Here is a 20,450-nt window from a genome sequence, read left to right as displayed (position 1 = left end):
GTGTTACTCGTCGGCGGTCGGGACGGGACCGGTCCCGATCACGTCGCGGACGTGGCCCTCGAACTCCTGATGGCGCTGGAAGTACGTCTCGTCGACGGCCTCGAGCACGCCGGATAGCTCCCGGGGGCCATCGGGCGTCCTGATGACGGCGTCCCCCTCGAGACGGTCGACCTCGCTCTTCTCTTTGGGCCAGGTCAGCCGCGAACTCACGCGGGCGAGGGGGGCGCCCTCGACGGGGGTGTGCTCTCCGAGCGAAACCGCCGGTTCCGCATCCTCGTCCTCGTCGCTCATGGGCGGTCGTTTGCGAGGGCGGCGATTCAAGCTTTCGTTTCCACGGGTCGCGATGAAGTGACTCCTTCGCCCCACGTATACGGCGTTAGGTGCCGCGACTCGGTCTGGCTGGCCGATCAACCGAATCAACTAGTTCCGGACCCCGACTGAATACACCTCCGAGAACCGAGATGTGTCTGACGTATCGTTTTGTGATGGGACGCCGAACGACCGGGTATGACAAGCCTGACCGAAGCCTACGATGGGACCGCACCGGGGGTGACGAGTCGCCGGTTGTACGCGGGGACGGCGCTCGTCTTCCTCGGCGCGCTTCTCGCCGTCGTGGCCGTACTGGTGGCGACGACCGATCTCTTCGGCGGGTACGCGGTCGACCTCTGGGGAGAGATGGCCGCCCGATTCGCGACCGTCCGGGCTGCGGGAATCCTGGCCGGGCTCAGCGTTCCGATCGTTCTGATCGGCGTCTTCGTCGTCTTGCCGGCCAGCCGTCGCATTCAGGCCACGGCCGCGATCAGCGCGAGCCTCTGCCTGCTCGGCGTCGTCCTCTTCTGGCACGCTTACCCCCACCACTGGCGCTACGGCGGCGACCAGCTCACGTTCGAGGTATCCGCGATCTACCTGCTCGGGCTCTTACCCGCGCTCTGGTGTCTGTTCGTCGCCGTCGCCACGTTCAAACGGCGCAACGACCCCGGCGGTCACCTCGAGATGAACGTCACCCGTCACAACAGGACGGTCCTCGAAGTCGACGAGTCTAACGAGTCGAGCGGACTCGGCGGCATCGGTTTCTTCGGCGGCACGCCGGACGGGGAAGTCGAGACGCAGACCAACGGGGACGACGATAGCGGGACGTCGCTCTCCTACGACGAGAACGCAGGGAGCCGATCCTCCCAGCGCACGTCTCAGTCTTCGCGAACTGGATCGACCCCCGGTCGGCCCGTCGGCGCTGCGACCAGCGACGGCGGCTCCGCGGCCTCGGATATTTCGTCGCCGCTCGATTCGAGCGGCGGTCACGACGCCGAGATCGTCGAGTCTCCGCCCGAAACTCCCGACGAGCCGGCGGATCGCTACTGCGGTAACTGCACGCATTTCGAGTACGTACGGTCCTCGGAGGGGATGGTTCCCTACTGCGCTCGCCACGAGACGGCGATGGACGACATGGACGCCTGCGAGGAGTGGACGGCGAACCGTCGATAGAATCGAGGCAGTCGTTTACGGGCCTTTTCTTCGAGAACGACATCCGAACGCGGTCTCTCGGCGAGGGGGATAGCCGCCGACGAGAGACGGCCGATTCGCCGTTCGACGGGAACGTGTCGCGTGCCGAGAACGGGTCCGGCGATCAGACGCCGAGCATCTGGCGGCTCATCTCGACGCCCTGCTGAGGGATCTCGAAGACGAACAGCGCGACGACCGCCAGTTCGGCGACGGTGACGATCACCATCATGATATCCGATCGCTTGCTGCTGACCGCGACGCCGATCGGCAGGCCGAACTCCTTCTTCCAGAGCGGGTAAAACAGCGCGATCCCGCGCTTGCTCCCCGCGATGTCGAGGACGTAGTGAGTCAAGATGCCGATCCAGACGTACTCGAGGTTCCCGAAGAAAATCGGAAACGCGTAGAACCCGGCCAGAATCGGGAGGTTGTGCAACGTCTTTCTATGTTTACCGAATTCGGTGTCGACGTCCGGAAAGAGCGCACCCAGCGTCACCGGGATACCGACGACGAGGATCGTTCGAAACGTCTCCAGACTTCCCGACGGTTCGAGGATATACCCCAGCCCGAGGCTCAACAGGACGGCGTTCAGCACGTGTCCTTTCTTGTTCATCTACTCGCATCTGGAAGTGGGCATGGGAATAGTTTTCTCTCGAGACTGTCCGCCGTTCGTCTCTTTCACTGGAGATGGAGATTACCCAAGCTCTGGAATACCGTTACGATTCGTCGATTGACGGTTTCAGCCCGTCTCGACTTCTTCGAGCAGATCCTCGAGCGCCCGTTCGACGGTTTTCGCGCGAACCGCTGCCCGATCGCCGTCGAAGACGTACCGGGAGACGGTCGCGTAGGACTCCTCGCTTCCCCACGGCGCGCCGTAGGAAATCCCGATGTAGACGGTTCCGACCGGGTTCTCCTCGGTCCCGCCGGTCGGACCGGCGATCCCGGTCGTCGAGAGGCCCCACGTCACGTCCGTGACGTCTCGAACGCCCTGTGCCATCTCACGGGCCACGGGTTCGGAGACGGCACCGTGCTCGTCGAGCGCTTCGCGACTGACGCCGAGGTGACGGCGTTTGGCGTCGTAGGCGTAGGTCGTCAACCCCGTATCGAAGTAGTCGCTGGCACCCGGAACGGCGGTGATCGCGGCGCCGATCAGACCGCCGGTACAGGATTCGGCGACCGCCAGCGTCTCGTCCGTTTCCCGAAGCGCGTCGCCGACGGCCATCGGCAGATCGCGATCGATATCGTCGTTCATACTCGACGCCACGTGGGGCTCCGTTGTGAAAGCGAGGGTCACAGTATAGTAGCCACTGCAACTATAGTATCCGCGAATCCGACTCGAGCGGTCGGGTCGACAGCGAGCGTCCGGAGCGCCGCCGCGTTCGACCCGGAAACGGAAAGAAAAACGAGGCCTGGCTCTCGAGTACCGGCTATGAATTACGAGACCCCGCTGTTCTTCCGCGTGATGAAGTACGCGAACGCGGCGGACCGCGACGTCGTCGACATGGTCAGCGGGAATCCCGACTGGGAGCCCCCGGAGGCGCTTCGAGAGGGGCTGCGCGAGTACGCCGATCTCGAGCCCGATCGGTTCCAGTATCCGCCCAGCGAAGGGCTGTTCGAGCTGCGCGAGGAGATCGCCGCGCGTCGCGGCGTCGATGCCGACCAGATCGTCGTCACGAACGGGGCCGGCGAGGCGAACTACCTCGCGATGGCGCGGGCCCTGGAGCGCGATAGCGGCGACGAGATCCTGCTCACGGATCCCGTCTATCCGTACTATCCCGGGAAGACGACGATGCTCGGGGGGACCCAATCGTACGTCGCGACGGACGACGAGGGACAACTCGACCCGGAGGACGTCCGCGCGGCCGCGAGCGAGGAGACGGCCGCGATCGTGGTGAACACGCCGAACAACCCGACCGGTGCAGTCTATCCCGCCGAAACCATGCGGGAACTCGTCGCCATCGCGGAGTCCTACGACGCGATCCTGATCAGCGACGAGGTGTACGACCACTATGACCTCTCGGGACGGTTCGCGAGCGCGCTCGAGACAGAGTCAACCCACCGGATCGTCACCAACGCCTTTTCGAAATCGATGGCGATCACCGGCGTCAGAGTGGGCTATGCGATCTTCCCGTCGGAGCTCGTCGCGAACGCCAAGAGTCGGCACATGCTGGTCAACGTCGCCACCACTCGTCCGGGACAGTACGCGGTCCTGAAAGCGTTGCGCGAGACGGGGCCCGACTACTACGAGCGGAATCGCAACCGACTCCGCGAGCGCGTCGAGACGTTCACCGACGCGCTCGACGCCGCCGGAGCGGCGTACACGCGACCCGACGGCTCGTTTTACGTGATGGCCCGCTTCGACGGCTATCCCGGCACGCTCGAGAACGTCGAGCGGCTGATCGACGAGGCCGGCGTCGCCGGAATGCCGGGCGAGGCCTTCGGGAGTTCGCGAACGGAGTGGCTGCGGTTCGCGCTCGTCACGCAGCGCGTCGAGGAAGCCGCCGACCGACTGGCGGCGTTCTTCGACTAGGCGGGGCTCAACCCCGTTCGTCTGCCCTCCCGTCACTCACCGGCTTCCCACCTCGCTCGGCCACAATACCGATACGGAGCCGGACCGTCCGGTCGACGAGTGATGGTGTTCGAGGCCGTCCTCGCCGCGTTCGTCCTGACGCAGGTCGGGTACCTCGCGGTCAACTGCGGACTCGCAGCACTGTTCGTCCGCCGACCGGTCGATGCGGTCGACGAACGGACGCTGGGTCGGGTCCTCGACGCGGCGGAGACCGATCCCGAGCCGGACACACAGCGGAGGCGAGTCGACGGCAGTCGGCGCGATGCGGCGCGGGCGTCACCGGCCGTCGGTCACGGGCCGGGACCCCACTGTCGCCTGCCAGCGCGTCTCCGGCGACGGATCCGCGTCCTCGTACCCGTTGCTGGCACCCGGTGGGACTTACTCGATGAGACGCTCGCGTCCGTCGCGACACAGAGCTATCCGGTCGACCGCCTCAGCGTCGCCGTCGTCTACGATACCGACGATCCCGGAGCCTCAGCGCTGGGCGATATCATCGAGTCGGGCCGAAAGAACGGTCTGAACGTGCTCCCGGTCGCGGTCGACGGCGAGGGCTTCCCGACCGACCGACCAGGCGATGAGACACGGAGTACCTGCGGCGATTCCCAGGCCGAGTCAGCGATGCTGTCCGAGGCGATCACGAGGCTCTCGGTCGCCGACGACGAGGTCGTCACCGTCTTCCGGCCGGGCACGCGGCTCCCCGTCGACACGCTCGAACTCGCCGTCGCCGGCCTGCAGGAGTACGATATCGTTCAAGCCAAACGAACGGCCGGAAATATTGACGACGGATTCCTTCCGCTGCTCGAGTCGGCGGGCGGTGCGATACGATCCGAGCTGTCGACCGCGACCGCCAGCAGCGGGCCGTTCCGACTGCTCGACGAGGGATACTTCCTGACGGGCCGCGTGCTGGACGACCTCGAGAACCGCAACCCCGATCCGATGATCGCGGGACGGAATCTCGGCGTCGCGGCGTCCCGCCGAGGATACGCCCTCGGCGTCCTGGACCGGTACCTCCTGACCCGGTGTCCCGCTACCCTCGATGCGTGGATCGACGAAAAGCGACGGGAAGTCCGCGAGTCGAATCGGTGGTGTCACGGACCTTCCCAGTCTCCCGTCGATCGATTCCGGTACAATGCGGGAACCACGTTGACACGCCTGCTCGCAGGAACGAACGTCGTCGGGATTCCGGCAGGGGTGTTGGTCGTCCTGTCGCTCGCGGTCGGATGGGTCTCGCTCGCCGGTCCCCTGCTCGCGCTCGTCGTCTGTAATGCGATCGGCTGGGCGTACTACAGCGTCCGAGCGCATCGCGCGGCCCGGAGCGCAATTCCCCTCGAGAGCAGAAGCGCGAGGCTCCACTATTCGCTGCTCTCGAACTCAGTTGCTCACGCGCTGTACCTGACGCTCTGGACCGTCCCGATCGCGCTGGCGCTCCGCGATGCGGTCAGCGGCAACGAGTCGTCGATTCGGGGGACGCTACCCGAGTGACGCGGGCGATCGGTTCCGCGACCGGTGATCGAGACCGACGAATACTCGTGTCCGGACCGGGAATCACGGCGTATGAGCGGCATCGACGCCGAGTCAGTCGACGAGGACGAGGACGCAGCGAGGGACAGCGACGGCGGCGGACACACCATCGAGGTGACGCCGACCGATTCCGTCGACGACGCGGAGCCGGACGAGCGCGAGACGATCGACGTCGAGCCGTCCGACGAGCCGATCGACGGGCCGGACTACGTCCTCTACGGCGGCAAGGGCGGCGTCGGAAAAACGACGATGGCGGCCGCGACCGCGCTCGACAGCGCCCGTGGCGGCACCCGGACGCTAGTCGTTTCGACCGATCCGGCTCACTCGCTGTCGGACACGTTCGAAACCGACGTGCCGGCCGAACCGGGACGGATCCGCGACGACATCCCGCTCTACGCGGCCGAGATCGATCCCGAAGTCGCGCTCGAGCGCGGGGACACCCCCTTCGGCGGCGCAGGCGCGGGAACGGGTGACGAATCTCCGTTCGCCGGCGGCGGGGAGAGCGAGTCCCCGTTCTCAGGCGAAGACGGAAGCGGATCTCCGTTCCCCGGCGCAGAGGGCGGCGGAGCCGGCCCCCTCGGCGGCCTCGGAGATATGCTCGGCGGCGAGTCGCCGATGGACGCCCTCTTCGGTGGTGCGATGCCCGGAGCCGACGAGGCGGCCGCGATGCAACTGCTGCTCGAGTACATGGACGACGAGCGCTTCGAGCGCGTCGTCGTCGATACGGCACCGACGGGCCACACCCTGCGCCTGCTGCAGTTGCCCGAGATCATGGACACGATGATGGGCCGACTCGTGAAGTTCCGCCAGCGCATCGGCGGAATGATCGACGGGGTCAAGGGGATGTTCGGCGGCGGGGCCCCCGACGACGGAGCGGATCTCGAGGACCTGGAGGAACTGCGCGAGCGAATCGAGCGCTTGCGAGCCGTACTACGCGATCCGGCGCGGACCGACTTCCGGATCGTGATGGTCCCTGAGGAGATGAGCGTCTTCGAATCGAAGCGCCTGCGTCGGCAACTCGAGGAGTTCGAAATCCCCGTCGGAACCGTCGTCGTCAACCGGGTGATGGAGCCGCTGTCGAACGTTACCGACGACGTACAGGGCGAGTTCCTCCAGCCGAACCTCGACGACTGCGAGTTCTGTCAACGGCGCTGGGACGTCCAGCAGTCTGCCTTGGCGGAAGCACAGGATCTCTTCCGCGGAACCGACGTTCGACGCGTCCCGCTGTTCGCTGACGAAGTACGCGGCGAGGGGATGCTCGAGGTCGTCGCAGCCTGTCTGCGGTAGTCGCGGTCTTCCCGGCGCCGATACTCGACGAACCGGTGTCGTGTCGCGCGTTATTCGTTTTCCGCGGGGACCAGGGTCACCGGCCGCTCACTGTCGAGAACGACGGCCTGTGCGACGCTCCCGAACAGCACCTTGCCGACCGGGGATCGGTTGCGGACGCCGACAACGATCACGTCGCTGTCGTACTCCCCGGCCGCCGCGAGGATCGTCGCCGCGGGATCGCCCGTCGCTTGCCGAACCGTCCACTCGATGTCACCCGCCTCGAGCGCGTTTACTGCCGTTTCGACCGATTTGGGGAGGGTATCGTCCTCGGTCACCCGCTCCATCTCGGCGGCGTACTCGTCCGCGAACCCGCCCGCTGCCCACTCGGCGTCACCCGCCGTTCCCGTCTCGCGGACGTGGAGTAGGTCGACCGACACGTCGGTCGCAGCGCCCGGGAATCCGCGGACGGCCGCCGCCTGCGCCCGCGCTCGCGATTCGTCGTCGTCGATCGGACACAGCACGCGGTACATACGAGCACGTTCGGGAGCGAGACGGATAGTGGTTTCAGCGGGGGCTCTCGGACCGGTTCCAACGACTCGAATCGATGCGCTCCGGCCGCCGACTGCGGACTCGAGGCTCACTCGGACGCGTCGTCGTCGCCGTTCCACTCGCCGCCGACGCGGTCGACGCCCATCATCGCCTCGCCGGGATGTTCGGTGAAGACGGCCTTCATGTTCTCGTCGGGAACGTCGAAGGTATCCCCGGCGTACGCCATGGTAGCGAGCGCGAACGACCGTTTTCGCTCGAACGAGCGGCCGCGACGGATCTCCGCGTCGAGAAAGAGCAGCGGCCCCTCGACGGCGCGCCCGAGGTGGAGGTCTGCCCCGTCGCGCTCGCGGATCGTGACGGCGACGTGCCCCGCCGTCGTCGCCATCTCTGACGTGTACAGGTCCGTTACTCGCTCGGCGAACGCCGTCTTCTCCGCGTCCGATAGCGAGAGCGTCGTGTCGAACTGTAACAGCGGCATACCGCGACTCGTCCGGCCATCGGCTTGTTCGTTCCGCCGACCGACATCCGATCCGTGTAAGCGATAACTATTTATTGGCGTGCTCGTGGGAGGGTCGTCCGTATGGTGGGCGAACGCGAGCGGACCGCTCGAGCGGTTTCGCGGCGGCTGTGGCGATATCTCTGGGTCGCTAACGCACGGACGAAGGCGTATCTCACGCTCGATGCACCGGGCATGATCGCTGATCTGGACGAGCTCACCGCCGAAGAACGACGCCTCGCGCGACGAGTATTTCCCGACGGCGGGCGCGACGGAAACCGGAGCGGCGGAACCGGGCCGAGAAACGAGGGCGATTCCGGTGGCGGTTCGCCTGGTGGTGGGGACGGGGGAAGCCGCGGCGACGATTCGCCGTTCGACGTCGGCGGGACGTACGGTCTTCGACAGCAGATCGGCTTCGTTCTCGGACCGATCCTGTTCGGTCTCATCTTCCTGTCCCCGACGCCGGACGGGCTGTCGGCCGCGGGGAAGGCGGTCGCCGCCGTCACCGCGTGGGTCGCCGTCTGGTGGATGTCCGAAGCGATCCCGATCCCCGCGACGTCGCTGCTGCCGATCGTCCTGTTCCCGCTGACCGGTGCGCTTCCCGTCGCGGACACGACGCCGTCGTACGGTCACCCGCTAATATTCCTGTTCATGGGCGGGTTCTTCCTCGCGATGGCGATGCAACGGTGGGGACTCCACCGGCGGATCGCGCTCCGCACGATCAAGGCCGTCGGCACCGAGCCCTCGAGGCTCATTCTCGGCTTCATGCTCGCGACGGCGTTCCTCTCGATGTGGGTGTCCAACAGCGCGACCGTCATGATGATGACGCCCATCGCGCTGGCGGTCATCTATCAGACCGCGGACCTGATCGACGAGACCGAGTTGGCGATCGACACGAGCGAAGGGCGTTTCTCCTTCGGGATCGCGCTGATGCTCTGTATCGCCTACGGCGCGTCCGTCGGCGGCGTCGCGACGCTCATTGGCACGCCGCCGAACGTCCTCTTCGCCGGGCAGGCGGACGCACTCTTCGACCAGTCGGTCTCCTTCGCCGAGTGGATGCTCTACGGCGTTCCGATCTCGCTGATCGGTCTCGTTGCCGTCTACACGTACGTTACGCGCGCTGTATCGCCGCAGTTCGACGAACTCCCCGCCGGCGCGGACACTATCGACCGCGAACTCGAGCGACTCGGGCCGATGAAGCGACAGGAGAAACTGGTCGCCGTCGTCTTCGCCGGGATGGCCGCGGCGTGGATCGGCTCGAGCCTGCTCGATCCGCTGCTCGGGATTACGCCGCCGGACGACGCCGATACGATCGTCGCGATCGGCGGCGCGATGGTCCTGTTTACGTTCCCCACGAGAACCCCGGACGGCGACAGAACATTTCTGCTCGACTGGACGAACGCCGTCGACATCCCGTGGGGCGTCATCCTCCTGTTCGGCGGCGGCCTCGCGATCGCCACCGGCTTCGGCGACACCGGCCTCGCGGAGTGGATCGGCGAAGGGCTCGGGCTCCTCGAAGGCGTGCCGATGATCGTCATCCTGTTCGCCGTGGTCGTGATGACGATCTTCCTGACGGAGGTCACGTCGAACACGGCGACGACGGCGATGCTCATGCCGATCCTCGCCGGCGTCGCCGTCGGAATCAGTGTCCACCCGTTCGGCCTGATGATCGCGGGCGCGACTGCCGCTTCCTTCGCGTTCATGCTGCCGGTCGCGACGCCGCCGAACGCGATCGTTTTCGGTAGCGGCTACATCACCCTCCCGCAGATGGCCAAAATCGGCGTCGGCCTCAATTTGATCGGTATCGTCCTCATTACGCTGGTCGCGATCGGCTGGCTCCCGATCGCCTGGGGAATCGAAGTGGGAACCTTACCGACCGAGTTCGCGGAGGCGTTCCAGGGGTAACAGGGAAAGGGACGGCGATTGACTCCGGTTCTCGAGCCCTGGTCTCTCTCGGGTACCCGATTCGAAGCGGGGAGAGGGGAAGGGTGCTGAGTACCGAGATCGGTGTGGTCTTGTGGGTCCCGCGAGTAGGCCCGTATATGCCCGTCCCGAAATCCGAGTTCGAAGAACTCCCGCCGTGTGACTTCTACACGCCGGCGGAGCTCTTCGAGGACGACCAGATGTACACCGTCTACGAGATCGCTCGCATGCTGCAGGGAGTCGAACCCGACGCCGAACTCGACCCCGAGACCGAAGACATCCTGCTCGACTGGGCCATTCCGTGGGTCATGGCCAACGCCGACGACCTCGTCGTCGCCGAGCCGCGAGACGAGGACGAGCCCGGCTACTACGGCCTGAAAGAATGATCCTCCTCGTGGTCGGTGGCGATCGGGTCGACGCGGGCAAGACAACGTTCTCGGCCGGCTTGCTCGAGCGAACCGGCGCGGTCGGCTACAAACCCCGCGCTGGGAACGACTTCTGGTTCGACCACGACGACTGCCGGCGCGCGCTCGCGGACGGCCGGCTCTACGGCAAGGACGCGGCCCGCCTCTCGGCGGCGGACGGTCGGGACCGGCCGCCAGAGCGGCTCAACCCCGTCCACCGACTGTGGCGGCCCGCCCCCGGCGGTGGGACCGGATTGCTCGGGCGGGCGGACAGGGAGTTCGTCGTCGATCGGGTCGGCCGGACCACCGACGACCCGCTGTTCGTCCGCAACGCGACCGCTGACGTCCCGGACGCGGTCGCCGAGGCGCTCCCGCTCGAGGACGCCATCACCGTCGAGACCGTCGACGAGTTCAACGACCTCGCGGAACGGGAGTACGTCCCCGCCTTCGACCGAGTCGCGACCGAGATCGAGGAGACGGACGTCGCCGTCGTCGAATCCTACAGCGACATCGCACAGCCCCTCGAGGGGCTCCCGCCGTCGTCGGTCGCCGCGGTCGCGGTCGTCGAGCCCGGACGCGCGCGGATCTATCCCGGCGATCGCTACTGTCGGGCCTGCGACATCGCCAGCTCCAGTCCCAGAGACGGGGCCATCGAGAAGCGCGTTCCCGACGTCCTGGACTATCTCGACCCGCTCGAGCGCGTTCCGCTTCCGGCCCTCGAGAGCAGTCAGCGGGACGATCCCGCCAGAATCGCGACCGCGTACGCCGATGGGTACGACGCGTTGCTCGACGCGGCCGGGCAGGTCTAACCGCTTCGAGGGCGATCGACCTCAGGCCTGTCGTGCCATCCGTGCCGACAGTTCGACGTGATCGTACGGATCTGTCGTGACGCTCGGTCCGTGGCCCGTGTGCATCGCCTCGAGGCCGGAATCGATCCGCCCGAGCAGGCGGTCGATGCTCTCGATCAGGGCCTCGCGGTCGCCTTCCTCGAGATCCGTGCGGCCGAAACTGCCGTTCTGGAAGACGAGATCGCCCGCGAACAGCACGCTCGCGGCCTCGGAATAGAAACAGAGGTGGTCGTTCTTGTGCCCGGGCGTGTGGAGCGCGACGTACTCGTGATCGCCCAGCCGGACGGGTTCCTCGTCCGCGATGGCGTGGTCGACGCCCTCGATCGAGGTGTCGTACCCCCACGCGTCGACGTCGAAGGCGTCTTTGACGGCCGCGAGGTTGCCGACGTGATCCCGATGCGTGTGGGTCAGGATCACCGCATCGAGGTCGTCGACCTCCGAGCGGACGGCAGCGACGGCGTCGAAATTCGCCCCCGTATCGACGAGTACGGTTCGGTCGCCGGATACGAGGAAGACGTTGCTGGTGAACGCCTGTACCTCCTGCGCGAGGTTAGTGATCATGAGGCCCGATAGTGGGTCGACCGATTTGTGCGTGTCGACACGTGTTCACGAATCGAAACCGACCCGGGTCTGCAATCAGACCGATCACAAACGGGCTGAGGGACCGATACCGGATCTGAAGACGGAACGACCGAGTCGATCCCAACTATTCACAAGGATTTTTAGCTGCGGCACGTAGTGGTAGACGAATGATTCGGCCGGTCTCCGTCGGACTCGTCGTTCTCGTGATCTGTGCGTCCGTCGCCGGCATCAGCGGATCGGTCGCCCTCGCGACTACCGGACCGGCCGTCCCGTCGATGGCAGAGCCCGGTCCCACGGCGGGAGATTCCGCAGCGACGATCGATCCCGCGGACTCGAGCCCGTTCGTCTCGCAAGAAACGCAGAATTTCGACAATACGACGTTCGAAATTACGATTCACGAAAACGGAAGCGCGACGTGGACGTTCCGTCACGAACTATGGTTCTCGAACGAGGACAACGAAACGGCGGCGAAAGAAAACTTCAGAACGTTCGTCGAGGAGTTCGAGGCGAACGAAACTGGGCTGTACGATCGGTTTATCAACCAGTCGCGCCTCCTGACGCAGACCGGCGCACAAGAGACCGGGCGGGAAATGGAGGCGACGAATTTCCGGCGGTCCGCACGGATCGAGGAGTGGCCGACCGAGCGGGGGGTCGTCGAGATGACGTTCACGTGGAACGGATTCGCCGCCGTCAACGACGAGACGATCGTCGCGGGTGACGTTTTTCAGGATATCTACCTCTCGTCCGATCAGGCGATCGTTTTCGAGGCCGGTGGCGATCTCGCGTTCCGGTCCGTCGAGCCCGATGCGGAGTACGCGGGGACTTCCCTCGAAGAGACGGGATCGGTCCAGTGGAACGGGCAACGGGAGTTCGTCGATGGTCGTCCTCGTGCGGTTCTCACCCGACCCGACGGTGCCGCCGCTGGCGGTGGGAACGCCGGATTGATCGCAACGATGGCCGGCACTGACATCGTCTGGTATCTGGTCGGTGGGCTCCTCGTTGCTGGGGCCGTAGTCGCAGCCGCCGTCTGGTACCGCCGGCACGGATCCGCAACCGACGAGGCAAGTGGGCCGACGGGCGACGGAGCAGCCGAGTCGACGACAGCAGCGGCTGACAGGGACGGTCACGGATCGAACGAAGGGAAACCGACGAACTCGGACGACGCAAACGGGACCGCTGCCCTCTCGGACGAAGAGCTCATGACCGACGAGGATCGGGTCGTCAAACTGATCGAGGAGAACGGCGGTCGGATGAAACAGGTCAACATCGTCGACGAAACCGGCTGGTCGAAATCCAAAGTCAGTATGCTACTCTCGGAAATGGAAGACGACGGGATCATCAGCAAACTTCGGGTCGGACGCGAGAATATAATCAGCCTCGATGGGTTCGAACCGGAGGCGACGAAGTCGCCGTTCGAGGAATGAGGGATCCGGCGACCGATCACCGACTGGTTCTCCCGTGAGACAGTCCGACACTCTCGGAACGAAACGGAATGCTTAAACATCGTACTCCGCTACGATTGGGTGTAGACGACGCCCGCTCCGGTGGTGTAGTCCGGCCAATCATATTGCCCTCTCACGGCAATGACCTGGGTTCGAATCCCAGCCGGAGCATCTCGATTTTCGAGAATTTTTCCTGACTCAGAGACGGGGCAGTACTCTATCTCTCTCGAGAGCAGCCCCCAATTAGCGACGAGGAAGCGAGTGAGATAGTTGGGGTGAGTCTTGCCTGCGAGCATCGGATTACGATAGCTATCGATGAATCGAGTGATATCGGAGACGGTAGGTACATACTCGCCGTTCACATTCAGCATAATCACAAGGTCCGTATGAGTCACCCACCTATGAGGGACAATGCCGGAGTGTGAGTACTGTGATGCGTCGTTCGAGGATGAGGAGCGGTACGACACGCACCTCGGAAGGGTGCATTACGACGAGCTCGGGCCGATCGATCGGCGGCGAATCGGTGCCGAAACCGATGACGAGGACGGCGACCGTCCGATCGGTCTCATCGTTCTCGGCGTCTTTCTCGTGGTCGCCATCGGCGTCGGTGTCTTCATGTTCCTGTCGTCCGGCAACGGCTCGTCGACCGAGTTCGAGGCCGAACAGCAACCGTCTAACGTCGGAAGCGTTCACACTCACGGAACGATAGAGGTGACCATCGACGGCCAGCAGATCGATTTCAGCCAGGAGCAGTACCAACTGCAGGCGGACGCGTTCCACTTCGAGAACGGTGAGGGAACTCGCTGGCACGTCCACGCCCAGGGCGTGACCCTCGAGTACGCGATGGCGACGCTCGGAATCGACGTCACGGAATCGACGGTGACCTTTCAGGAGACCACGTATCGGGATAGCGACGCGAATACGAGCGTCACCATTACCGTGAACGGTGAGTCGGTCACCCCGAGCGAATACGTTCTCCAAGAGGGTGACCAGATCCGAATCATCGCCGAACGATCGTGACGTACCCAATACATGTGAACTGAGTTGGGCGTACTGACGCCTTCTGGATACCATCTCTCAGTTACGGTGGTTTGGGCTACCGGTCGAAACGACGGTTTCCTTCGTCGGACGAAATAGTGCTCTCCCGACAAACTTCGGAGAGCGACCCGCCTCGCGGAAACTGCAGCCACTGCCGCCACCCTCTTCTCGCTGGTCACTGATCCACTGGTATGGACCTTCCGCGACTCGGTCTCGGGACGATGGGGATCGACGACCCCGCTACCATCGGGACAGCTATCGATCACGGATACCGCCACCTCGACACCGCACAGATATACGACAACGAGGCCGTCGTCGGCGAGGGCATCGAGCGTGCATCGATCGATCGCGAGGAACTGACCGTTGGGACGAAGCTCTGGGTCGACCAGCTCGGTGCCGACGCGGTGTCCGAAAGCGTCGAGGCGAGCCTCGAGCGACTCGGCCTCGACCGCGTCGAACTGCTGTACGTCCACCGTCCTCGCGGCGACTACGATCCCGAGGAGACTCTTCCGGCGCTGGAGAAGGTCCGCGAGGACGGCCTCGTCGGCGGCGTCAGCGTCAGTAACTTCGAAGTGAGCCAGCTGGAACGGTTCCGAGACGTACTGGGACGGCCACCGGCCGCCAACCAGGTCGAGTACCACCCGCTCTACCAGCCCGAAGATCGGCTGGAACACGCCCGCGAGCACGGCTATCCGCTGGTGGCGTACTCGCCGCTGTCCGGCGGACGGGTCGGCGACGTCGAGGCGGTCGTCACGGTTGCCGAAAAACACGACATCTCGCCGGAACAGGCCAGCCTCGCCTGGCTACTGGCGAAGGACATCTATCCCATTCCGAAGGCGTCCAGTCGCACGCACCTCGAAGCGAACCGCGCGGCGCTGGATATCGCGCTGGACGACGAGGACGTCGCCCGCATCGACGGCGTCGAACGCGAGGAGGAGCTGTATCCCGAGTAACACACCGATGGCGGTCGTTTTCGCGACATCACATTCGCGTCGCGCTCAATTCTGCTTGTACCGATTCGGGACGTACTCGTCGACCGATTCGGGAACGGAGCCGAAGACGACTGGGGCGATATTCGCGAGTCGGCGTCGAAGAAGTCCGTAGACGCTGCCGACCACGAGTGCCACCCCGACGAGCCACTGGAACGGCTCCCCGAGCACGACCAACAGCGGAAGCCCGACGAGGAGCGAGAGAACGAGGTCTTCGGGTGCGCCGTCGTATCGGACCCAGCGTTTCGGTGCACGCCAGCGGCTCCGAACGTGATCGTAGACGGCTCGATCGGAGGTCCCCTCCCACGGCCGGAGCTCGAGGCCGCCGCCGTATCGGTCCATCCGACAGTGGAGCGCGGCCCCGAGGAATAGGAATGTGAGAGCGACGAGCCACGGCGTCACGAAGAGCGCCGTTGCGATCGCGACCGGAACGGCAGCGATTACGTACAGCGTGGGATAATGGAGGGTTCGCCGATGTCCTGCGTAGAGATCGAGATCCGGCAACAGACCGCCGACGAACGCGCCGACGAGCGCCGCCGACGCGAAGTCGGGGGCGACCACGACGAGCGGTGCCGCGATCGCGAGTCCCATCAGCGCGTGCGTCGGAAGCATCATATATCGTCTGAAAGGTGTGGGATCGAGATAAGCCCACCGGCGGATTTATGCCTCGATAGTGTTTGGACCCTCAAAATGGCTCGGACCGACAGAGATTCCTCCACGGCAGACGGTTCGGACGCGGTGGAGGACGTCTTCGAACGACTGTTTCGGGACAGTCGAACGAACGCCCTCCTCGCGTGGGTCGTGGTCGGCGTCCTCGTGATGGTCTTCGTCGAGAGCGCGCTCGATTTCGACCGGCAGTGGCTCGCTTTCGTTACCATCGTCGGCGCGATCGTCGTGATTCCGCCCGTGGCCTACCGCGAATGGCGGGCCATGCTGCCCTGGGAATTACTCGTCCTTGCGACGTTACCGATCCTCGTCAGAGGCGTGTTCGACGGCAGCGTCGGTACGTTTGCCGCCTATCTCGCCGTGGCCGGTCTCGCCCTGATCATCACGGCGGAGCTGCATATGTTCACGTCGCTGCAGGTGAGCCACTGGTTCGCCATCGTCCTCGTCGTGTTGACGACGTTGGCGTCCGTCGCGGCCTGGACCGTGCTGCGGTGGAACCTGGATCGGCGGTTCGGTACCTCGTATCTCTCGACGAACGACGCGCTGATGGCCGAGTGGCTCTCCGTGACCATCGCGGGGCTGGCAGCGGGCGTGCTGTTCGACGCCTACTTCAGGCGCCGCGATCGGCAGCTTCGACGGGCGCTCAGACGGGTGGTTAGCCGATGACGCGTCTCCCGCGACCCTCGATGCGAACCCAGCGCCGCCTCACGCGGCTCATGCAACTCGTTCTCGTCGGCCTCGTCGCCTACGGCCTCGTCGACGGCCAGCCGAAAGCGATCGTCAACGGCAGCGTCGCGCTCCTCATCACGTTCTTCCCGGCCCTGCTGGAACGGAACTACGACCTGCCGCTGGATCCCTGGCTCGGTCTCTGGATCACCGCCGCCGTGTTCCTCCACACGCTCGGGTCGGCCGGCCTGTACGGCCAGATCGACTGGTGGGACCACCTCACGCACGCGCTGTCGGCGTCGCTCGTCGCCGGCGTGGGCTACACGGCCGCCAGAGCGGTCGACCTCCACGCGGACGACATCCACATCCCGAGTCGGATCGCGTTCGTCTACATCTTCGTGCTCGTGATGGCCTTCGGCGTCATCTGGGAACTGTTCGAGTTCGCGCTCGACATCATCGCGGCGTCGACCGGCGTCACTATGCCGCTTGCTCAACACGGACTCGACGACACGGTTCGTGATCTCATGTACAACTCCCTCGGCGCGCTCCTCGTCGGTACCTTCGGACAGGTTTACCTCACCGACGTCGCCGAAACGGTTCGCGAGCGCCTGCTATCGGTCGAATCCTGACTCAGGCAACGGCAGCCCGCTCCGCGACGGCGTTCGTAATCGACTGACCGCTTCCCCTGACCGTTGTCAGCGTCGTCGTCACTGTGTGCAGGTCGCGATACTCCTCGAGCGAGTCTCCCACCCCGACCAGCCCACTGACGTCCGTGGGGACTCACTCCTCGTCGGGATTTCGACGCGCGATCATACCGTGGGCGATCCAGGAGATGACGACGTCGCCGTCCTGGGTAACTCCCTCGAGCCGGCTGTCGACGTAGCCCCGTCTCGGGTCGCTCTCCGAAACCTGCTTGTCCAGGATTTCCGTACGAATCGAGAGCGTGTCGCCGGGTCTGACCGGCTGTTTCCACCGGAGTTCGTCGACGCCGCGGGCACCCATGCTGGCGCGATCCTGAATGGGCCCGTCGACGAGCAGCCGCATGCACATCGACGCGGTGTGCCAGCCCGACGCGACGAGTTCGCCGAAGGCGGAGTCCTCGGCCGCGTCTTCGTCGACGTGGAACGGCTGCGGGTCGTACCGTTCGGCGAAGTCGATGATTTCCTCCTTCGTAACGTGATACTCGCCAAACTCTTGGGTTTCGCCGACCTCGAGATCCTCGTAGTAGCGCATGCCCGTGAGGTGTGGTACGTACCGGCAAGAACCTGTGGGCCGAGGCAGAATGGGGTCGGGAAGCGGGATCGGTCGACTCGGTAGCTGATTCCGACGGTCTCGGAACCGACGCGGTTGTGGTCAACTCGCCGGCTGTTCGACGTCGGTCTCGGATTCGATAGGACGGTCGTTGCGCGTCCTGACGTGGAGCGCGATTGCGCAGATTGCGGCGATCAGTCCGGAAACCGTCGCAATGGCGAACGCGACCCGGTACCCGAATTCAGTGTAGACGCGGGTGCCGTTGACCGTCTCACCGGTCCAGTAGGCGTCGAGTGCAGCGCCGAGGAGGACCGGGAAGACGGCTGCGCCGATCCACCCCATCGTGTTGATCAGTCCGATTACGGTGCCGCTCGCACCCTCGGGATGGCGTTCCTTGATCACGGTAAAGGCGAGCGGAATCCCGCCGCGCAGGACGCGAGAGAAGAGGAATATCGCCCCGACGAGCGCCAGCGGAACGACGCCGAAGACGGCGAAGATCGCCCAGCTCAACCCGAAAACCACCGTCGAGAGGACGATGAGGCCCGTTCGGTTTCCCGACCGATCCGAGAGCCAGCCGAACAGCGTCGGGCCGATCATGCCGCCGACGTTTCCAACGAGGAGATAGACGGACGCCTCTGTCACGGAGATGTCGTGCGTCTGGACGAGATACGGGATTCCCCACAGGCCGAAGATCGTGATGCCGATTCCGGTCATGAAAAAGAGCATGATCCCCAGCAGCCACGTTTCGGGCTCCCGGACCGCGTCCGCAACGTATCGCTTGAGCGTCGCTGCGGAGGTCACGTCCGGTCGTTCCGGGACGTTTTCGATGGGTGGCAGGCCGGCGTCGGCCGGTGAATCGTGCGAAAACAGGACGATACCGATCCCGGCCGCGAGACCGAACAGTCCGAGACCGATCATCGATGGCCGCCATCCCGCGTTCGAGACGGCGATCGCCAGCGGCGTCGTCGCCGCCAATCCGCCCAGAATGCCGACGCTGAACGTCACCCCCGTCATCGTCCCGAACTCGTCGGGACGGAACCAGTTCGCACAGAACCGAAGCGTCGCGACGAATAGGACGCTCGCACCGAATCCGACAAGGAGTCGACCGGTGAAGGCGAGGGCGTACGTGGGTGCGAGGCCAAAGACGATCGACCCGACGCTCATCAGAGCGGTTCCGATTGCGGCGATCGACCGCGCCCCGTAGCGGTCCGTCAACAGGCCAGCCGGGACCTGAAACGCCGCGTAGAGGTAGAAAAACGACGAGTGCAACAGCCCGAGACTCGTCCCGGTCGTGTCGAACGATCGCATCAAGGCTTCCGAGAGGACCCCGGTCGACGACCGGTGGAGACTGACGAGAAAGAACGCTGAAACGAGCAATCCCCACCCGATCCACCGTCGTCGATACGGGTCGGCCAGTAGTGTCACCTGTGAGCGTTTGACAGGGTTTTTATTAAATCTGTGTGCAAATTCGAGCTTCGAGACGGGTGCTCGAGACCCCGCCATCGTTCGCGTTCGAACGTCGTCCGTGCTCGGGTCTTCAAAACATCTATGCGTTGCCGAATGGGGGTTTCCGGTATGACTCTCGAGGACCAATCCGTTCTCGTCACCGGCGGTGCGGGATTCATCGGATCGAATCTGGCGAACGAACTCGCGGAAACGAACGACGTCACGGTTGTCGACGACTGTTATCTGGGAACACCGGAAAACCTCACCGAAGACGTCGAATTCGTGAAGGCAAGCGTGCTAGAGGACGACCTGCCGACGGACGTCGACGTGGTGTTTCACCTGGCGGCGCTGTCCTCGTACGCGATGCACGAGGACGACCCGACGACGGGTGCGAGAGTGAACGTCGAGGGATTCGTCAACGTGGTCGAGCAGGCTCGGCAGGACGGCTGCGAGACCGTCGTCTACGCCTCGACGTCGTCGATCTACGGGAGCCGGACGGAACCCTCGCCCGAGGACATGGAGGTGAGCGTGAACACCGGGTACGAAGCGTCGAAGCTGGCCAGAGAACGCTACGGCGAGTACTTCTCGAACCACTACGACATGTCGATGGCCGGGATGCGCTTCTTCTCGGTCTATCAGGGGTACGGCGGCGCGGAGGAACACAAAGGCGAGTACGCCAACGTGATCGCCCAGTTCGCCGACGACATCGCCAACGGCGAGTCACCAGTCCTGTACGGCGACGGCACGCAGACGCGGGACTTCACACACGTTTCCGATATCGTCCGCGGCCTCAGTCAGGCCGCGGCAGCCGAACTCGACGGGATCTACAATCTGGGGACGGGCGAGGCCTACGACTTCAATACGGTCGTGGAGATGCTCAACGACGAGCTCGGAACCGACGTGGACCCCGAGTACGTCGAAAATCCGATCCCCGACTCGGTCTACGTTCACGATACCTGTGCCGACTCTGCAAAGATTCGCGAGGAGACCGGCTGGGAGCCCCAGATCGACTTCGAGGAAGGGATTCGACGGGTCTGTGCCCAGTACACGGACAGGTGAACTCGATCACGGGGTGTCTCGATCCGTATCGGACCGCTCGAAACTCGTCCGGTAGTTACTGATAGTTGGAGGGGGAAATCGGGGTTTCACGAGAATAATTTATGATTGTAGTGAATTCTCGATTTAGTGTGACGGAGTAACTAGTGATGGGCGCTGTGTGCGAACGTATGTCTCAATAACTGCTCACCTCACGAAGCCGCTCGACGAAATCCTTCACGGAAAACGATGTATAAGC

The 20,450-nt window shown here is 64.5% G+C and carries 22 protein-coding genes and 1 tRNA gene; 14 read left to right on the top strand and 9 right to left on the bottom strand.

Annotated features, from left to right (window positions below; genetic code table 11):
- Nucleotides 1-3 precede the first annotated feature (3 nt).
- Nucleotides 4-291 (bottom strand): DUF5789 family protein, encoded by a 288-nt coding sequence (locus LDB05_RS05180; RefSeq protein ID WP_226006860.1) that lies wholly within the window; start codon nt 289-291, stop codon nt 4-6.
- Between the two features lie 216 nt (nt 292-507).
- Here LDB05_RS05180 and LDB05_RS05175 point away from each other — a divergent pair, with 216 nt between their 5' ends.
- A complete protein-coding gene (locus tag LDB05_RS05175; protein WP_226006859.1) occupies nt 508-1,482 on the top strand; it encodes a cell division protein CdpA domain-containing protein in 975 nt (324 codons plus the stop codon).
- A 142-nt stretch (nt 1,483-1,624) separates the two neighbouring features.
- On the opposite strand, the gene LDB05_RS05170 is transcribed toward LDB05_RS05175, so the two are convergent.
- Together LDB05_RS05170 and LDB05_RS05165 are read right to left on the bottom strand one after the other, a co-directional pair.
- Nucleotides 1,625-2,110, bottom strand: a complete 486-nt coding sequence (locus LDB05_RS05170; RefSeq protein ID WP_226006858.1) for a metal-dependent hydrolase — start codon at nt 2,108-2,110, stop codon at nt 1,625-1,627.
- 126 nt (nt 2,111-2,236) lie between these two features.
- Nucleotides 2,237-2,749, bottom strand: coding sequence for a CinA family protein (locus LDB05_RS05165; protein WP_226006857.1), 513 nt, complete (start codon nt 2,747-2,749; stop codon nt 2,237-2,239).
- A gap of 177 nt (nt 2,750-2,926) precedes the next feature.
- Between LDB05_RS05165 and LDB05_RS05160 the strand changes: the two genes are divergently transcribed.
- The 3 genes from LDB05_RS05160 to LDB05_RS05150 all read left to right on the top strand — a co-directional run bounded on the left by LDB05_RS05160 (nt 2,927) and on the right by LDB05_RS05150 (nt 6,874).
- Nucleotides 2,927-4,027: a pyridoxal phosphate-dependent aminotransferase gene (locus LDB05_RS05160; RefSeq protein ID WP_226006856.1), complete on the top strand. Its 1,101-nt coding sequence runs from the start codon at nt 2,927-2,929 to the stop codon at nt 4,025-4,027.
- Between the two features lie 102 nt (nt 4,028-4,129).
- Nucleotides 4,130-5,548, top strand: coding sequence for a glycosyltransferase family 2 protein (locus LDB05_RS05155; RefSeq protein WP_226006855.1), 1,419 nt, complete (start codon nt 4,130-4,132; stop codon nt 5,546-5,548).
- A 72-nt stretch (nt 5,549-5,620) separates the two neighbouring features.
- Nucleotides 5,621-6,874 carry an ArsA family ATPase gene (locus tag LDB05_RS05150; RefSeq protein ID WP_226006854.1) on the top strand — a complete coding sequence of 418 codons (1,254 nt, stop codon included), beginning with the start codon at nt 5,621-5,623 and terminating at the stop codon, nt 6,872-6,874.
- 50 nt (nt 6,875-6,924) lie between these two features.
- Here the strand turns inward: LDB05_RS05150 and LDB05_RS05145 are convergent, their stop codons facing one another.
- Together LDB05_RS05145 and LDB05_RS05140 are read right to left on the bottom strand one after the other, a co-directional pair.
- Complete coding sequence (locus tag LDB05_RS05145; protein ID WP_226006853.1) at nt 6,925-7,386, bottom strand: universal stress protein; 462 nt, start codon at nt 7,384-7,386, stop codon at nt 6,925-6,927.
- Nucleotides 7,387-7,493: 107 nt separating this feature from the next.
- A complete protein-coding gene (locus LDB05_RS05140) occupies nt 7,494-7,883 on the bottom strand; it encodes a tautomerase family protein (RefSeq protein WP_226006852.1) in 390 nt (129 codons plus the stop codon).
- A gap of 102 nt (nt 7,884-7,985) precedes the next feature.
- Between LDB05_RS05140 and LDB05_RS05135 the strand changes: the two genes are divergently transcribed.
- The 3 genes from LDB05_RS05135 to LDB05_RS05125 all read left to right on the top strand — a co-directional run bounded on the left by LDB05_RS05135 (nt 7,986) and on the right by LDB05_RS05125 (nt 11,037).
- Entirely contained in the window at nt 7,986-9,806 is a 1,821-nt protein-coding gene (locus tag LDB05_RS05135) for an SLC13 family permease (protein ID WP_226006851.1), read from the top strand.
- Nucleotides 9,807-9,943: 137 nt separating this feature from the next.
- On the top strand, nt 9,944-10,210 hold the full coding sequence (locus LDB05_RS05130; RefSeq protein WP_226006850.1) for a DUF5827 family protein: 267 nt from the start codon (nt 9,944-9,946) through the stop codon (nt 10,208-10,210).
- Complete coding sequence (locus LDB05_RS05125) at nt 10,207-11,037, top strand: ATPase (protein ID WP_226006849.1); 831 nt, start codon at nt 10,207-10,209, stop codon at nt 11,035-11,037. The genes LDB05_RS05130 and LDB05_RS05125 overlap by 4 nt, the downstream gene beginning before the upstream one ends.
- A gap of 21 nt (nt 11,038-11,058) precedes the next feature.
- Here the strand turns inward: LDB05_RS05125 and LDB05_RS05120 are convergent, their stop codons facing one another.
- The gene (locus LDB05_RS05120; RefSeq protein WP_226006848.1) at nt 11,059-11,637 is read right to left on the bottom strand and encodes an MBL fold metallo-hydrolase; all 579 of its coding nucleotides are present in this window, start codon (nt 11,635-11,637) and stop codon (nt 11,059-11,061) included.
- A 188-nt stretch (nt 11,638-11,825) separates the two neighbouring features.
- Here LDB05_RS05120 and LDB05_RS05115 point away from each other — a divergent pair, with 188 nt between their 5' ends.
- From LDB05_RS05115 to LDB05_RS05100, 4 genes are all read left to right on the top strand, one after another.
- On the top strand, nt 11,826-13,082 hold the full coding sequence (locus LDB05_RS05115) for a DUF7343 domain-containing protein (protein WP_226006847.1): 1,257 nt from the start codon (nt 11,826-11,828) through the stop codon (nt 13,080-13,082).
- 114 nt (nt 13,083-13,196) lie between these two features.
- Nucleotides 13,197-13,271, top strand: a tRNA-Glu gene (locus LDB05_RS05110).
- Between the two features lie 240 nt (nt 13,272-13,511).
- Nucleotides 13,512-14,120 (top strand): hypothetical protein, encoded by a 609-nt coding sequence (locus LDB05_RS05105; protein WP_226006846.1) that lies wholly within the window; start codon nt 13,512-13,514, stop codon nt 14,118-14,120.
- A 209-nt stretch (nt 14,121-14,329) separates the two neighbouring features.
- Nucleotides 14,330-15,091 (top strand): aldo/keto reductase, encoded by a 762-nt coding sequence (locus LDB05_RS05100; RefSeq protein WP_226006845.1) that lies wholly within the window; start codon nt 14,330-14,332, stop codon nt 15,089-15,091.
- 45 nt (nt 15,092-15,136) lie between these two features.
- On the opposite strand, the gene LDB05_RS05095 is transcribed toward LDB05_RS05100, so the two are convergent.
- Nucleotides 15,137-15,742 (bottom strand): metal-dependent hydrolase, encoded by a 606-nt coding sequence (locus LDB05_RS05095; RefSeq protein ID WP_226006844.1) that lies wholly within the window; start codon nt 15,740-15,742, stop codon nt 15,137-15,139.
- Between the two features lie 75 nt (nt 15,743-15,817).
- Here LDB05_RS05095 and LDB05_RS05090 point away from each other — a divergent pair, with 75 nt between their 5' ends.
- Nucleotides 15,818-16,459 (top strand): hypothetical protein, encoded by a 642-nt coding sequence (locus LDB05_RS05090; RefSeq protein WP_226006843.1) that lies wholly within the window; start codon nt 15,818-15,820, stop codon nt 16,457-16,459.
- A gap of 20 nt (nt 16,460-16,479) precedes the next feature.
- Entirely contained in the window at nt 16,480-17,088 is a 609-nt protein-coding gene (locus LDB05_RS05085) for a DUF2238 domain-containing protein (protein WP_226007872.1), read from the top strand.
- Nucleotides 17,089-17,239: 151 nt separating this feature from the next.
- Here LDB05_RS05085 and LDB05_RS05080 read toward each other — a convergent pair whose 3' ends face one another.
- Together LDB05_RS05080 and LDB05_RS05075 are read right to left on the bottom strand one after the other, a co-directional pair.
- Complete coding sequence (locus LDB05_RS05080; RefSeq protein ID WP_226006842.1) at nt 17,240-17,692, bottom strand: MaoC family dehydratase; 453 nt, start codon at nt 17,690-17,692, stop codon at nt 17,240-17,242.
- A gap of 120 nt (nt 17,693-17,812) precedes the next feature.
- The gene (locus LDB05_RS05075) at nt 17,813-19,135 is read right to left on the bottom strand and encodes an MFS transporter (protein ID WP_226006841.1); all 1,323 of its coding nucleotides are present in this window, start codon (nt 19,133-19,135) and stop codon (nt 17,813-17,815) included.
- Between the two features lie 150 nt (nt 19,136-19,285).
- On the opposite strand from LDB05_RS05075, the gene LDB05_RS05070 reads away from it, so the two are divergent.
- Nucleotides 19,286-20,215, top strand: a complete 930-nt coding sequence (locus LDB05_RS05070) for an NAD-dependent epimerase/dehydratase family protein (RefSeq protein WP_226006840.1) — start codon at nt 19,286-19,288, stop codon at nt 20,213-20,215.
- The last annotated feature ends 235 nt before the right edge of the window (nt 20,216-20,450 follow it).

Origin of the sequence: Natrinema salinisoli (genome assembly GCF_020405205.1) — an archaeon.
Taxonomy (GTDB): domain Archaea; phylum Halobacteriota; class Halobacteria; order Halobacteriales; family Natrialbaceae; genus Natrinema; species Natrinema salinisoli.
Note: the sequence above shows the minus strand (reverse complement) of the source record. Positions and strands in the feature narration are given on the sequence as shown.

What these genes read in the sequence shown, in the direction of transcription:
- LDB05_RS05150 (WP_226006854.1), top strand. Translation starts at nt 5,621, where the DNA reads ATGAGCGGCATCGACGCCGAGTCAGTCGACGAGGACGAGGACGCAGCG.
- LDB05_RS05145 (WP_226006853.1), bottom strand. Translation starts at nt 7,386, where the DNA reads ATGTACCGCGTGCTGTGTCCGATCGACGACGACGAATCGCGAGCGCGG.
- LDB05_RS05135 (WP_226006851.1), top strand. Translation starts at nt 7,986, where the DNA reads ATGGTGGGCGAACGCGAGCGGACCGCTCGAGCGGTTTCGCGGCGGCTG.
- LDB05_RS05140 (WP_226006852.1), bottom strand. Translation starts at nt 7,883, where the DNA reads ATGCCGCTGTTACAGTTCGACACGACGCTCTCGCTATCGGACGCGGAG.
- LDB05_RS05105 (WP_226006846.1), top strand. Translation starts at nt 13,512, where the DNA reads ATGCCGGAGTGTGAGTACTGTGATGCGTCGTTCGAGGATGAGGAGCGG.
- LDB05_RS05130 (WP_226006850.1), top strand. Translation starts at nt 9,944, where the DNA reads ATGCCCGTCCCGAAATCCGAGTTCGAAGAACTCCCGCCGTGTGACTTC.
- LDB05_RS05100 (WP_226006845.1), top strand. Translation starts at nt 14,330, where the DNA reads ATGGACCTTCCGCGACTCGGTCTCGGGACGATGGGGATCGACGACCCC.
- LDB05_RS05095 (WP_226006844.1), bottom strand. Translation starts at nt 15,742, where the DNA reads ATGATGCTTCCGACGCACGCGCTGATGGGACTCGCGATCGCGGCACCG.
- LDB05_RS05080 (WP_226006842.1), bottom strand. Translation starts at nt 17,692, where the DNA reads ATGCGCTACTACGAGGATCTCGAGGTCGGCGAAACCCAAGAGTTTGGC.
- LDB05_RS05125 (WP_226006849.1), top strand. Translation starts at nt 10,207, where the DNA reads ATGATCCTCCTCGTGGTCGGTGGCGATCGGGTCGACGCGGGCAAGACA.
- LDB05_RS05115 (WP_226006847.1), top strand. Translation starts at nt 11,826, where the DNA reads ATGATTCGGCCGGTCTCCGTCGGACTCGTCGTTCTCGTGATCTGTGCG.
- LDB05_RS05165 (WP_226006857.1), bottom strand. Translation starts at nt 2,749, where the DNA reads ATGAACGACGATATCGATCGCGATCTGCCGATGGCCGTCGGCGACGCG.
- LDB05_RS05090 (WP_226006843.1), top strand. Translation starts at nt 15,818, where the DNA reads ATGGCTCGGACCGACAGAGATTCCTCCACGGCAGACGGTTCGGACGCG.
- LDB05_RS05120 (WP_226006848.1), bottom strand. Translation starts at nt 11,637, where the DNA reads ATGATCACTAACCTCGCGCAGGAGGTACAGGCGTTCACCAGCAACGTC.
- LDB05_RS05175 (WP_226006859.1), top strand. Translation starts at nt 508, where the DNA reads ATGACAAGCCTGACCGAAGCCTACGATGGGACCGCACCGGGGGTGACG.
- LDB05_RS05180 (WP_226006860.1), bottom strand. Translation starts at nt 291, where the DNA reads ATGAGCGACGAGGACGAGGATGCGGAACCGGCGGTTTCGCTCGGAGAG.
- LDB05_RS05070 (WP_226006840.1), top strand. Translation starts at nt 19,286, where the DNA reads ATGACTCTCGAGGACCAATCCGTTCTCGTCACCGGCGGTGCGGGATTC.
- LDB05_RS05155 (WP_226006855.1), top strand. Translation starts at nt 4,130, where the DNA reads ATGGTGTTCGAGGCCGTCCTCGCCGCGTTCGTCCTGACGCAGGTCGGG.
- LDB05_RS05160 (WP_226006856.1), top strand. Translation starts at nt 2,927, where the DNA reads ATGAATTACGAGACCCCGCTGTTCTTCCGCGTGATGAAGTACGCGAAC.
- LDB05_RS05170 (WP_226006858.1), bottom strand. Translation starts at nt 2,110, where the DNA reads ATGAACAAGAAAGGACACGTGCTGAACGCCGTCCTGTTGAGCCTCGGG.
- LDB05_RS05085 (WP_226007872.1), top strand. Translation starts at nt 16,480, where the DNA reads ATGCGAACCCAGCGCCGCCTCACGCGGCTCATGCAACTCGTTCTCGTC.